A 13,845-nucleotide genomic window follows, 5' to 3' on the forward strand; every position below is an offset into this window, starting at 1 on the left:
ATTTTAAGGTGAATTTAATGAGCGTATTACGCCGACTAACTTTAATGTCTTTACCGCTTCTCATTAGCGCCTGCGGTACTGAAGAAGAAAAAGTAACCACAGAAGCGCCTGTCCAGCAAGCGGCTTCTACACAGCAAGCTGCACCAGCGGCGAAACAAACGTCAGATCAATCTGAACTTAGAACCCAGCTTTCTAAGTTAGGTGTGTCTATCTTGAACATTCAGCCATCCGATATAGACGGATTAATGGAAGTTCAAACCAACGGTGGAGTGCTTTTTTCATCGCCAGACGGCAAACATTTTATCGCAGGTACACTTTACGCGCTGGATGAAAATGGTGGTTACAAAGATGTTCTTGCTGAGCGTCAAGCGCCGATTAATGCAGAAAAGATCGCTAAGTTTTCCGATTCTGTTATCGAATACAAAGCTGATAACGAGAAATACGTTATAACAGTTTTCACTGACATCACTTGTGGCTACTGTGTTCGTCTACACAACCAGATGCAAGGATACAATGATTTAGGTATCACAGTACGTTACATGGCTTATCCTCGTCAGGGTGCAACAGGTTCTGTTGCTGAGCAAATGGCAACTATCTGGTGTGCTGAAGATCCGAAATCTGCGATCCATAATGCTAAAGTTGATCGTAAATTCGACACGCCAAGTAAAGATCTTGAGCAATGTAAGCAGACGATTCAATCTCATTACCAACTGGGTCAAGAGCTAGGTATTTCTGGTACTCCAGCGATTTTCTTGCCAAGTGGTGAGTTGGTTGGCGGCTTCTTGCCACCAGCACAGTTGATCAAGCGCTTAGAACAAAAATAATCCTTTAAGGAGCAGAGCCAGTTTAATGACTGGCTCTCTTGCAATATGATAGAAATTCAACGACGCCCTGAAGCGGACCTCTCTCTTCTTCCTGACTCCATTTCTCCGCTTTTAAAACGTGTTTATATCAATCGTGGTATTCACGATATTAAGCAGCTCGAAACTTCCGCACGTGGTTTGCACTCTTACCAAAAACTTGGTGGTATTGAGCGAGCGGTAGAACTTTTGTTTCAGGCAATTAATCAACAGCAACGAATTATCGTGGTTGGCGATTTTGACGCTGATGGTGCAACGAGCTCAGCCTTATCGGTTTTAGCACTGCGTATGCTGGGCAGTCGTAATGTCGATTACCTTGTCCCCAATCGCTTTGAAGACGGTTACGGTCTGAGTCCTGAGGTGGTCGATCAAGCTTTAGAGCTCGGTGCTGAAATGATCATGACCGTTGATAATGGTGTGTCTTCTATCGAGGGTGTTCGCTACGCAAAAGACAACGGGATTACCGTCTTGGTCACTGACCATCACTTACCCGGTCAGGTTTTACCTGATGTGGATGCGATGGTAAATCCCAATTTAGACACTTGTGCTTTCCCTTCTAAAGCATTAGCAGGCGTTGGTGTGGCGTTTTATCTAATGATGGCTTTGTGCGTGCATATGCGTCAGCAAAATTGGTTTATACAGCAAAGGATGCAAGAGCCTAAACTAATGGAACTGATTGACCTTGTTGCGCTTGGTACTGTCGCAGATGTTGTGCCATTGGATGAAAATAACCGTATTTTGGTACACCAAGGATTACAGCGCATCCGAGCAGGTAAGGCTCGCCCGGGTATTCAAGCATTAATTGAAATCGCCAAGCGTGATGCACGTCGTTTGGTTGCCGCTGATTTTGGTTTTGCTCTTGGGCCGCGCATTAATGCCGCAGGTCGTCTCGATGATATGTCTTTTGGTGTTGAGTTGTTAATGTGCAATAACATCCATGCTGCGCGCCGTATGGCCAGTGAACTTGATGGCTTAAATCAAACTCGTAAAGAGATTGAAGAAGGAATGAAACAAGAAGCGATGGCTTTTTGTGAGCGTCTTCAGTTTGGCGAAAATAGTGAACTCCCATATGGTTTAGCCTTGTTTCAACGAGACTGGCATCAAGGGGTAATTGGCATTTTAGCGTCTCGGATTAAAGATAAGTTTCATCGTCCCGTAATTGCATTTGCGGATGGTGGGGGAGGAACGATTAAAGGCTCTTGCCGTTCTATTCCTGGTCTGCATATGCGTGATGCTTTGGATCTTATCGATACTCAGCACCCGGGCTTAATTATTAAGTTTGGTGGTCATGCAATGGCTGCGGGGTTGACGATTAACGAGCAAGATTTTGACCAGTTCAGTCGTTTGTTTGATCAAGTGGTGAAACAAGAGCTGGGAGAGCAAGCGCTGCAAGGTATTATTTTGTCGGATGGTGAGTTAAAACCAGAAGAGTTTTCTATGCATGTTGCAGAGCAGCTGAGAGCTGGTGGTCCTTTTGGTCAAGCGTTTCCTGAGCCGATCTTTGATGGTGAATTTAAAGTATTACACCAAAAGTTAGTTGGTGAGAAACATCTCAAGTTAATGCTAGAGCCCCTGCATAAAGGTCACCCAACGAATGTCATGATTGATGGTATTGCCTTCAATGTTGATTTACGTCGTTGGCCTGATGCGTCAGTGAAGACGGTGCGTCTTGCTTACAAATTAGATGTGAATGAATTCCGAGGTAACCAGTCATTACAGCTCATGATCGAACATATTGAAGCCAAATAGCCTCCGTATCACAGTCAGTGATGTGGGGTGTGATGTCGAGGAAGCGGCAATTGTCGAACGCTATTTTTGGTAAGAGCTAGAACGAACTACCTTCTACTGAAAAGGAATCTGGCTTCTTACCGAAATTTTCCTGTATCTCTATCACATTTTTCAGTAGAATTTCTCGGTTAAATTCTACTCTAAAGTGTTGAGCCAACATGTTTGAAATTAATCCAATAAAAAACCGTCTTCAGGACGTGTCTGAGCGCACGAATGTCCTGAGGGGGTATCTTTGACTATGACGCCAAAAAAGAGCGTCTAGAAGAAGTAAACGCAGAACTTGAACAACCGGATGTATGGAACGAACCTGAGCGTGCACAAGCGCTAGGTAAAGAGCGTGCATCACTAGAAGCCGTTGTTGAAACCATTGATCAACTTGAACAAGGCGTAGAAGATGTTGAAGGTCTTCTCGAACTCGCTGTTGAAGAAGAAGATCAAGAAACCTTTGACGAAATCGATCCTGAGCTTGTCGAGTTGGAAAATAAGCTAGAGCAGCTTGAATTCCGCCGTATGTTCTCTGGCGATCACGATAGCTCTGATTGTTACATTGACTTGCAAGCTGGCTCGGGTGGTACAGAAGCTCAAGACTGGACCAACATGCTGCTGCGTATGTATCTACGTTGGGCAGAAGCGAAAGGCTTCAAAACCGAAGTGATCGAAGTCTCTGAGGGCGAGGTTGCTGGCTTAAAAGGTGCAACGGTTAAGATTTCTGGTGAATATGCTTACGGCTGGTTGCGTACAGAAACTGGGGTTCATCGTCTTGTTCGTAAATCTCCATTTGATTCGGGCGGCCGTCGTCATACCTCATTTGCTTCTGCGTTTATCTACCCAGAGATTGATGAAAACATTGATATTGATATCAACCCTTCAGACTTACGTATTGACGTTTACCGAGCTTCAGGCGCAGGTGGTCAGCACGTAAACACGACGGAATCAGCAGTACGTATTACCCACGTTCCAACCAATACGGTCGTGCAATGTCAAAACGATCGTTCTCAGCACAAAAACAAAGATCAAGCAATGAAGCAGCTTAGAGCAAAGCTTTTTGAACTTGAACTGCAAAAACAAAATGCAGAGAAACAAGCCAATGAAGACGCTAAATCTGATATTGGTTGGGGCAGCCAGATTCGCTCTTACGTCTTAGATGATTCTCGAATCAAAGACCTCCGTACCGGCATTGAAAACCGCAACACGCAAGCGGTACTTGATGGCGATTTGGATAAATTTATTGAAGCTAGCCTTAAATCTGGGCTATAGCGCTTTTCACCGACAAAACAGGATACATCGAAAATGACTGATGCTGTTCAAAACGACACTGTACAAGAAGCCTCTTCACCTGAAGAAAACAAGCTAATTGCTGAACGCCGCGCAAAACTGGATGAAATCCGTAAGAGCTGCAAAGCTAACGGCCACCCAAATGATTTCCGCCGTGATGCACTAGCGGGCGATCTACAAAAAGAGTTCGGTGAAAAGACGAAAGAAGAGTTAGAAGAACTGAACCACACGGTTGCGATTGCAGGCCGTGTTATGGCAAAGCGTGGTCCATTTCTTGTGATTCAAGAAACGTCTGGCCGTATTCAAGCATACGCAGATAAAGCCGTGCAAAAAGTATTGAAAGAGCAATACCACGGTCTTGATATTGGCGATATCATTGGTGTGAAAGGTGCTTTGCATAAGTCAGGTAAAGGCGACCTTTATGTCAACATGGAGCAATATGAACTGTTAACCAAAGCGCTTCGTCCATTGCCAGAAAAATTCCACGGCCTTACTGATCAAGAGATGCGTTACCGTCAACGTTATATCGATCTGATTGTTAATGAAGACTCACGTAATGCATTTGTTGTACGTTCAAAAGTTATGTCTGCAATCCGTAACTTTATGACGAACAAGCAGTTTATGGAAGTTGAAACGCCAATGATGCATGTGATCCCTGGCGGTGCAAGTGCACGACCATTTATCACTCATCACAACGCGTTAGATATGCCAATGTACTTGCGTATAGCGCCTGAGCTTTACTTGAAGCGTCTTGTTGTTGGTGGCTTTGACCGAGTATTTGAAATTAACCGTAACTTCCGTAATGAAGGATTGTCGCCTCGTCATAACCCAGAATTTACGATGATGGAATTCTACATGGCGTATGCAGATTTCAATGATCTTATGGATTTGACGGAAGAAATGCTAAGTTCAGTGGCTCAAGAAGTACTAGGCTCTACGGCGATGCCTTATGGTGATGAAACGGTTGAGTTTGGTGGCACTTACACACGTATGAGCATGTTTGAAGCGATCAAACATTACAATCCAGAGCATACACAGATTCAAGCACTTACAGAAGAAGATTTACAGGACCGTGATCTTATGGTTTCGATTGCTAAGTCTGTTCATGTTGAAGTGGAAACATTCTGGACATGTGGTCAGTTGCTTGAGGAAATCTTTGGTGAAACCGCAGAGCCAAAACTGATCCAACCAACGTTCATTACGGGCTACCCTGCAGATATCTCACCATTAGCACGTCGCTCAGATGACAACCCATTCTTTACCGATCGCTTTGAGTTTTTCATTGGTGGTCGTGAAGTTGCTAATGGCTTCTCGGAACTGAATGATGCGGAAGACCAAGATGCACGCTTTAAAGCTCAAGTTGAAGCAAAAGAATCGGGTGATGATGAAGCAATGTTCTACGATGCGGATTACATTACAGCACTAGAGCATGGCCTTCCACCGACGGCTGGTCAAGGAATTGGTATTGACCGTTTAGTTATGTTGTTAACTAATACACATACTATTCGTGATGTTATTTTGTTCCCTGCGATGAGACCTCAAGCTTAATAACGGGCCCGTTGCTTTGCATCAAGAAAACCACCTGCGGGTGGTTTTTTTGTTAAAAAATCCCACGCTTCATAGCGTTGACCACTCTTAATGATGATATTGTAAAATTACTATTAGCTAAATTGTAATTTATTGAGTAGTCTTAATATTGAGACTGCGGAACAAGATTGATTTAGAGGAATGTACCAAGTAATCAAACTATTTCGTTGGAAGATTTGGTCATTAAGGGCAAACCTCCGCCTTTAACCAAATCATTGTGCTTCAAGCTGTTTTCTGGTTCGAGTGTCAGAAAGCATGCATAAGACGGTGAATTCGTTCGATAAGGGCGAACAATTTTCAATATTGAATAAGGGTTTGTGAATGGTAGAGCAGTTTAAGATGGATTCTAAACCTGGCGTGATTATCGTCATTGGAGGGACTTACGCATCATGGTTGTCTGTTTTAGAAAAAGCGGGTTGGCAATGCCACCAGGTCGGTGATTTACGTCAAGCTAATGCATTACTCGAAGAATTCAGCCCTTGTATTGGTATTGTTGATCTTAGTCATGATGAATTCAGCCTCAATGGGCTCGCGAGTTTAGTCAGCTCTCATAAATACGTACGTTGGCTTGCACTCATCAAAGAGCTACAACTTGGTAGTGATACAACGTGCCAATTTATTGTTAACTTTTGTATCGATTTTTTTACTGCTCCAATCCCTGATGCGCAACTGCTGAGTACCATTGGGCATCAGCTTGGTATGTTAAAACTTGAGAAAAAAGTTTGGCCAAGTTTAGGTAATCAAGGTGATATGGGATTGGCAGGAGAATCTGTGCCTATCAAGCAATTACGCGAACAAATCAAGCGTATTGGACCCACTGATGTAGGCGTATTTCTTCACGGTGAGAACGGTGTGGGCAAAGAGACCGTTGCCAGAGCCATTCATAAAGCGTCATCTCGAGCGCACCAGCCCTTTTTCTCTATCAGTTGCCGTACACTCAATGAACAACGTTTTCAGATGGAAGTCTTTGGCATCGGTTCTGAAGCAGAAAACGGCCCTTGTATTTTAGAGCAAGCGGAAGGAGGAACCGTGCTGTTTAATGATATCCTCATGATATCCAAACAGCAGCAGCAGAATCTTTTGAGGTTTTTACAAGAAAACAGCATTGAAACGCTTGATGGGATAAAAAGTAGTAATGTTCGTATATTGGTGACCAACACTTCGGATATCGAAAAAGCGTTATTAGAAGGGGATTTTAACGAGGAGCTTTATCATCATATCAGTGTTATGCGAATCAATGTCCCAAGTTTAAAAGACCGTCCAGATGACATCGGTCTACTGGCAAGTTCTTTCCTATATGATTTTTCTAAAGAATACCATTCGCAGGCCAAAAGTTTTTCTGAAGACGCGTTAAAAGCGATGATACGTTATACATGGCCTGGCAATGTGCGAGAGTTGCTCAATCAGGTGAGAAGAGCAGTGCTTCTGTGCGATGACGTAATGATTGAAGAACACCATTTGGATTTACCCAAATGTGAAGAGAGTAAGCGGAGCTTAAAGTTGATTCGCGAAAAGAGCGAGCGAGATGCATTAGTCCTTGTGTTAGAGTCACATAGTGGCCAAGTGTCTAATGCTGCAAGGGAGCTTGAGATATCACGAGCAACCATGTATCGGTTATTGAACAAACATGGTCTCATTGATGAATAGGTCATTTTTTCTTAAAAAGATAAATCACTTGGGTATACATAATAAAGCTCGATAGCTGAGCTATATTTCGGTTGAATGTTTTTAATTGTAAGTATTGGTTTGGTTTATTTTGGTGTATTTGTTCGTTTTTATTTAAAGTCAGAAAAAAGGTTTGATAATTGGTTACGATTAATTACAATTTAATTGTAACTTATTGAGTTATATTCATATTACAGATTAATTATTAGGAGGTACAGAATGAAATACGATGATGTTAATGTTTTATGCAGTACGGTATCTCTATCCATTACGTGTTTGATGCTTGATTTTAGCCAGCACAACTCACAAAACATAATTAATCCGTAACCTACCTTATTATTTACTGGGCTGCGGAAAGTAGCAGCTCGGTTATCGGCGTTTTTCCCTTATTCATGCTCTACTTTTCCAGTTCAAGAGATCTTTTTGATTTGGGGAACACAATGCGTCATTCAATTTATGTAAAGTTAGCAGCCATTTTATTACACGCAGACTTGAAACGTGAGACAAGACAGTGGCAGCGTCTCATGCGTCGTCAGGGTTATCATTTACCAGCACTCAATACTCATTTGTTGAAAGACATTGGGTTAGATTTTGAAGGTCGCTCAAACCGTGCTTATGTTCCAGATGCGGTTAAAACAGAGCGAAAAACGCGTCATCTTCGCAGAGTTTTATCATTGCGAATAATGACATAAATAAGGCCCAAATTGACATGTATACCCAAGCATATTGAGGTCACTTGGGTATATTCATATACATGATTAATTTGGGCATTAAGGCTGACTTAATCAAGTCAGCCTTATTTTCTTTCTTATCTCTGCTCTCTATTCTTTTCTTTCTTCTATCAGCCTTTGCCTTCCAAGTTGTAAATAACCAAACGTCGTGAGGTTACTTGGGGATATTACGGACAAGGATTCGAATAAAGAGTGCTGATCGCTTGAAGCTCACTTAATAGTTCCTCACTTAAGTGCAAGTCGATACTCTCAATATTTGACTTTAGCTGCTTTAGGTTAGTGGCTCCAATAATATTTGAAGCAACAAATGGGCGTTGATTCACAAAAGCTAAAGCCATCTGAGCAGGATCGACGGCGTACTTATGGGCTAAGTCTACGTAGGCTTGTGTGGCATTTAAGCCCTGTTGAGTGAAGTAACGAGCAAAACGTTCCCATTTAGTACAACGAGCACCTTCGGGCCTCATGCCATTGAGGTACTTACCACTTAAACACCCAAAAGCGAGAGGGGAATATGCGAGTAGCTGCACGCCTTCATGATGACTTATTTCTGAGAGTCCGATTTCAAAGCTGCGATTAAGTAAGTTGTATGGGTTTTGGATCGAAATAATTCTTGGTAAATCATGCTTGTCTGCGAGGTGTAATAATGACATCACACCCCAAGGGGTTTCATTCGAAACGCCAATATAGCGAACTTTCCCTGCCCTAACTAAATCGTTGAGAGCTTCTAGAGTTTCTATCAGGGTCACTTCTTCCTGAAGATCTGAGAAAGGGTAGTTCAATTGACCGAAACAATTGGTACTGCGCTGAGGCCAATGCAATTGATACAGATCGACATAGTCAGTTTGTAAACGTTTTAGACTATCGTCGATTGCAGTATGAATATGGCGGCGATTAAGACTCATATCTTCACGAATATAAGGGACGCTTCTAGGTCCAGAGACTTTCGTTGCGAGTACCACTTTTTCTCGTTTGGCGCTTTTTGATAACCAATGGCCAATATATTGTTCAGTGAGTCCTTGTGTGGTTTTGTTGGGTGGTACTGGGTACATTTCAGCGGTGTCGATAAAATTGACGCCGTGATCTAAAGCAAAATCAAGCTGCTGAAAAGCTTGCAGCTCAGTGTTTTGTTCTCCAAATGTCATAGTACCAAGGCAAATCTTACTGACCTCAAGGGAGGAGTGTGGCAGAGTTGTATATTGCATTTTACATCCTTGAAAGTGCGTTACCTTCAGAGCAGGCATGATGGCAAGTTATCGGCAGTGAGCGTCAAAGCCAACCTCTTTCATAGTTGAATCAGTATATCTACGAATCGTTGCTGCGAATGAGAGCCAATGTCAGGCTCAGTGAACACGGCATCTTGAGGTTGCTTGGGTATACAATATAGGTGTTTTTTCGCCATTACCGCAAATGATTTAAAATTAAAATTGGCGATAACTCGAAAGCTGCTAATAACGTGACTATAATTAAAAATCTTGTGATGGAGGTGCGATATGCAGAAGCATCAACTCGACATGTGGTTACATGGTCAACACAAAAGCTCATATAGGATACCAAAAGTTTTTGTTATCGGTTGTTCCGATGTCACCAATTATCTATTAGCAGTGGAATATAAACATCAACTTGAGCCAATTAAAGATGGTGATGGCCCGATGCATTTCGGTTCATTAGAATTGGTTAAGCAAGAATTGCTCAGGTTGGGTATCGATAAAGCTTATTTAAGGCTCCATAATGCTTATGATGAGTTTGGCAGTGAAGGATTGGCTTCTTATTGTGATATTGAAATGTCACTGGCCACACACTAACAAGCTCATCACGTGTATCTTGGATCAATGAATAAGTATTCTGTGATGTTTTTGCTCTAGCCGTTTATTATTCTTGCTTAGCAATATAATGCTTTCTCAAGATCTTTTCAGTAAACTGCGTTCTAAGGTAAAAGCCTCTAGGTAATGTCTTAATCGGTTTGCCATTGGCGTTATAGGCTTCGGTGAGGGCTCTTGAATTCGCCGCCTTTGGGCGTAGATGCAGTGCTTGACCATGCTTTGCAGAAATTTTTTCAAATTGCCCGAAGACGATCATTTCCATCAATTCTTCCCAATCATTTTTGAGGATCATGGACTCTTCATGATCGGGGGACCATATCAGTGGATTACCCACGCGTCTTTCCGCTAGTGGGATTTCGCGTTCTCCTTCCACAGGGATCCAAAGAACTCTAGAAAGCTTATTTCGAACGTGGCTGGTTTCCCAAGTGAGTCCCTGTACACCAACGAGAGGAGCAACAGAAACAAACGTTGTCTCAAGTGGCCTCCCAGTGTGGCTGATAGGAATACTTTTCAACTCTATACCAAGATGAAGAAAATCTTGCTGTGGTTTGCTGCCTGCTGGAGCACCTAAATGCCATTCAAGTAGTTGACCAACCCAACCTTTATCGCGCTTTAAGTTTTCGGGCACACACATATCTGCTTCTTCAGCGAGCTCTGCAAAAGTAATACCTGCCATATCTTGTGCGCGAGCCATTAATTCAGCTTCGGATTTTGGTTCTGATTTCATATCGTCGTTGCTTAAGATCTACAGTTCATATACTAACAAATTTCTATGCACTTCTCTGCTGATCTTTTAATCATATTGGTGATTAAAAGATCCATCCTCATGTTATCCACAGACAGATAAATCAATGTATACACTTTTCATTAAGCTGGATGAATAAACAGGTTTTTTAAAGTGTTTTTTACTTGATTTTATTGAGATGTACTAAAGTTATACTTGTTCTATGTGGATAAAGATAGAATCGTTCGATCTTTGACCGATCTGGTTTTGGTTAAAAGATCATCGAAAAAAATAAGATCATATTAACAGGTGTTTTTATTTTTTGTTTTTTAAAACAGTTACTTATTTTTTAATCCTTTGCTTTGAAATGATTTTTTATTCGGAGTGTTTTCTCTTAAGTTTCTGTTGATATCACTTTCTGCACAAAGTTATTCACAGAAAAGGTGAATAAATGTGGGCTATCTCTCACTGAGATGTTGATAAAACAATATGTGCTTAAAAGATATCCAAAATTGTTCTAAAGCTAATAAATCTTGCTTATATCACACCAGTAAGTTTGCTAGTAATGGGGATATGTGGAAAAATCATAGTAATAAAAAATTATTCATAGAGGTTAGCCAGTGATAGATGGCGATGGTTACCGACTTAACGTTGGTATTGTGATATGTAATAACCATGGTCAGGTCTTCTGGGCTAAGCGATACGGGCAACACTCATGGCAATTTCCACAAGGTGGGATTGACGATGGTGAGACTCCTGAACAAGCTATGTTTAGGGAGCTATATGAAGAAGTTGGTCTAACGAAAAAAGACGTTAAGATCATCGCAACCAGCCGTCATTGGTTGAGGTATAAGCTACCCAAACGATTAGTACGCTGGGACTCTAAGCCTGTTTGTATCGGCCAAAAACAGAAATGGTTTCTGCTGCGATTAGACTGTGATGAATCACATATCAATATGCAACGTGGAAAGTCACCTGAATTTGATGGTTGGCGTTGGGTGAGTTATTGGTACCCGGTTAGGCAAGTTGTGTCTTTTAAGCGTGATGTCTACCGACGTGCGATGAAAGAATTTGCATCAATGGCAATGCCTTTTCGAGAACGTAAAGCGAAAGGTAAACGAAAAAAGCAACGTAGATAGAGGATTAATATGCTCAGTCAGCTAAGGGAAGTCGTTGAGAAAGTCTCTAGGGTCGACGATTTACATCAAGCTCTCGATGTATTGGTGAAAGAGACTTGTACTGCCCTTTGCACTGAATGTTGCACTATTTACCTTGCTAATGAAGAGCAGCAACGCCTTGAGTTGATGGCAACTCAAGGGCTGAGTTTCAAAAACGATAGCATTCATATCAATTTCAATGAAGGTTTGGTGGGGTTGGTTAAGCGCAGTGCTGAGCCACTTAATCTGGCTGAAGCTTCTTCTCATCCTGACTTCAAGTTTTTTCCTCAACTGATGGAGCAGGTTTATCACGCTTTCCTTGCTACGCCTATTATTTATCGTAAACAAGTCTTAGGTGTTCTGGTTATTCAGCAAAAAGAGCCTCGTTTATTCAGTGAAATGGAAGAGTCTTTTTTGGTGACCTTGTCTGCACAGCTTGCTGTATTAATTGCCCATGCTCAAAGCTTAGGGCAGTGGCAACTAAGCTCTAAGCCGTCTGTGATTAAAGGAGCTCCTGCGTCAACAGGCGTGGCAATCGGTGAACTTTGGTTTGATGATTCACAGCCTAATTTGCATGAGGTGTTTCCCGCTTCAGCGCTCGATAAAGAAAGAGAGCACGAGCTATTGGCGATTGCAATTGAGCGAGCAGTGAATGACTTTCGTCGTATGCGCAAGAAGCTCGACAGTGAAATCAATAAAGAAGCGTTGGCTATTTTTGATCTCTTTACTCACTTACTTAATGATCCCATGTTACGCGGTGATCTAAAAAAACAGATCGAAAAAGGAGATCGCGCAGATTGGGCGTTACGCCAAGTTGTCGAAACCTACTCCAACCGTTTTGCTCGCATGTCGGATGTTTACCTACGGGAACGAGCTCAGGATATTAGAGAGCTGGGGCAAAGGTTACTTTACTTTTTACAAAACAGTGAACAAGAACAGGTTTCGATTGATCGGCCCGTGATCTTAGTGGTAAATGAGTTAAGCGCAACGTTATTAGCCTCGATTCCAAAGCAACATTTATTAGCCGTGATTTCATTAGAGGGAGCGGTAAACTCACATGCTGCAATCTTATCACGTGCTTTAGGAGTGCCTGCCGTCATGGGAGTGGGGCTTGATACTCGTGAGGTCAATGGAAAGCAGGGGATTGTGGATGGCTATACGGGTGAGATTCATCTTGAGCCCAATCGTCAGCTATTAAGGGCTTATCGTAGCTTGATCAGCGAAGAGTCTGAACTGTTCGCAATGGTGAACCAAGATCTTGAGTTACCCGCGATCACACAAGATCACTGCCATATTGAAATCATGCTAAATTCAGGGCTAAGTGCAGACAGCAATAGCGCCATTAATAGTGGTGTCGATGGGGTTGGATTGTATCGAACAGAAATTGCTTTTTTACTTCAGCATCACTTTCCTTCAGAAGATGAACAATACCAGCAGTATCGCACAATCCTTGAACACTATGCTGCGCAAGATGTGGTCATGCGTACATTAGATATTGGCGGTGATAAACCTTTACCTTATTTACCGATTGATGAAGATAATCCATTTTTAGGCTGGCGCGGGATTCGTTTTACGCTAGACCATCCTGATATTTTCTTGATCCAATTACGCGCGATGCTGAGAGCCAGTGCAGAACACGGTAATTTGAGTATTTTGCTGCCGATGATCTCGGGCATTAAAGAATTTGATGATGCTTTGCTGTTGATTCAACAAGCTTACAATGAAGTCATACTGATCGACGAGCGGATACCCATGCCGAAAATTGGCGTGATGATCGAAGTTCCATCTATGGTGTATCTGTTGCCTGCTATTGCACATCGTGTCGATTTTGTCTCTGTTGGAACCAATGACCTTACCCAATACTTACTCGCAGTCGACAGAAATAATGCACGTGTTGCTGATGTCTATGAATCGATGCACCCTGCTGTATTATTGGCCTTGAAGCAGATTCGCGAAGTCTGTCACCAATATCAAGTCCCGGTCTGTATTTGCGGAGAGTTAGCAGGGGACCCATTTGGTGCACTATTGTTATTAGGCCTTGGCTACACCCGTTTGAGTATGAACATGTCTAACGTTGCTAAGGTCAAATATTTAATTCGTAAAAGCCATCAGCAAGAATTAACCGAGCTGGCAGAGCAAGCTATGTCCTGTTCCTATGGATTGGAAATTCATCAAATGATGAATGACTTTTTTGTCCAGCAGGGCTTTGCAGGCTTCATTCGTGCGGGTAAAAAGTAA

The 13,845-nt window shown here is 42.3% G+C and carries 11 protein-coding genes; 9 read left to right on the top strand and 2 right to left on the bottom strand.

The window, feature by feature from the left end:
• Window positions 1–17 precede the first annotated feature (17 nt).
• The 6 genes from dsbC (at window position 18) to BS333_RS02420 (ending at window position 7,867) form a co-directional block, all read left to right on the top strand.
• Window positions 18–824, top strand: a complete 807-nt coding sequence (gene dsbC / locus BS333_RS02395) for a bifunctional protein-disulfide isomerase/oxidoreductase DsbC (protein WP_021710236.1) — start codon at window positions 18–20, stop codon at window positions 822–824.
• 45 nt (window positions 825–869) lie between these two features.
• Window positions 870–2,609 carry a single-stranded-DNA-specific exonuclease RecJ gene (gene recJ / locus BS333_RS02400; RefSeq protein ID WP_021710237.1) on the top strand — a complete coding sequence of 580 codons (1,740 nt, stop codon included), beginning with the start codon at window positions 870–872 and terminating at the stop codon, window positions 2,607–2,609.
• Window positions 2,610–2,806: 197 nt separating this feature from the next.
• Window positions 2,807–3,905 (top strand): peptide chain release factor 2 gene (gene prfB / locus BS333_RS02405; protein ID WP_101903845.1). Its coding sequence is split into 2 segments (ribosomal slippage): window positions 2,807–2,881 and window positions 2,883–3,905, totalling 1,098 coding nucleotides; the frame shifts between segments, so codons are not numbered across the junction.
• A 33-nt stretch (window positions 3,906–3,938) separates the two neighbouring features.
• Window positions 3,939–5,471, top strand: a complete 1,533-nt coding sequence (gene lysS / locus BS333_RS02410) for a lysine--tRNA ligase (RefSeq protein ID WP_021710239.1) — start codon at window positions 3,939–3,941, stop codon at window positions 5,469–5,471.
• Window positions 5,472–5,831: 360 nt separating this feature from the next.
• A complete protein-coding gene (locus BS333_RS02415) occupies window positions 5,832–7,157 on the top strand; it encodes a sigma-54-dependent transcriptional regulator (protein ID WP_021710240.1) in 1,326 nt (441 codons plus the stop codon).
• Between the two features lie 458 nt (window positions 7,158–7,615).
• Complete coding sequence (locus BS333_RS02420) at window positions 7,616–7,867, top strand: hypothetical protein (RefSeq protein ID WP_021710241.1); 252 nt, start codon at window positions 7,616–7,618, stop codon at window positions 7,865–7,867.
• Between the two features lie 206 nt (window positions 7,868–8,073).
• On the opposite strand, the gene BS333_RS02425 is transcribed toward BS333_RS02420, so the two are convergent.
• Entirely contained in the window at window positions 8,074–9,108 is a 1,035-nt protein-coding gene (locus BS333_RS02425; protein WP_021710242.1) for an NADP(H)-dependent aldo-keto reductase, read from the bottom strand.
• 288 nt (window positions 9,109–9,396) lie between these two features.
• Here BS333_RS02425 and BS333_RS02430 point away from each other — a divergent pair, with 288 nt between their 5' ends.
• Window positions 9,397–9,708: a DUF6482 family protein gene (locus BS333_RS02430; protein WP_021710243.1), complete on the top strand. Its 312-nt coding sequence runs from the start codon at window positions 9,397–9,399 to the stop codon at window positions 9,706–9,708.
• 67 nt (window positions 9,709–9,775) lie between these two features.
• Here BS333_RS02430 and mutH read toward each other — a convergent pair whose 3' ends face one another.
• Window positions 9,776–10,453, bottom strand: a complete 678-nt coding sequence (gene mutH, locus BS333_RS02435) for a DNA mismatch repair endonuclease MutH (protein ID WP_021710244.1) — start codon at window positions 10,451–10,453, stop codon at window positions 9,776–9,778.
• 617 nt (window positions 10,454–11,070) lie between these two features.
• On the opposite strand from mutH, the gene rppH reads away from it, so the two are divergent.
• Entirely contained in the window at window positions 11,071–11,589 is a 519-nt protein-coding gene (gene rppH / locus BS333_RS02440) for an RNA pyrophosphohydrolase (RefSeq protein ID WP_021710245.1), read from the top strand.
• Window positions 11,590–11,598: 9 nt separating this feature from the next.
• Window positions 11,599–13,845, top strand: coding sequence for a phosphoenolpyruvate--protein phosphotransferase (ptsP, locus tag BS333_RS02445; RefSeq protein WP_021710246.1), 2,247 nt, complete (start codon window positions 11,599–11,601; stop codon window positions 13,843–13,845).

The sequence above is a fragment of the Vibrio azureus genome (genome assembly GCF_002849855.1).
In the GTDB taxonomy this organism is placed as follows: Bacteria; Pseudomonadota; Gammaproteobacteria; order Enterobacterales; family Vibrionaceae; genus Vibrio; species Vibrio azureus.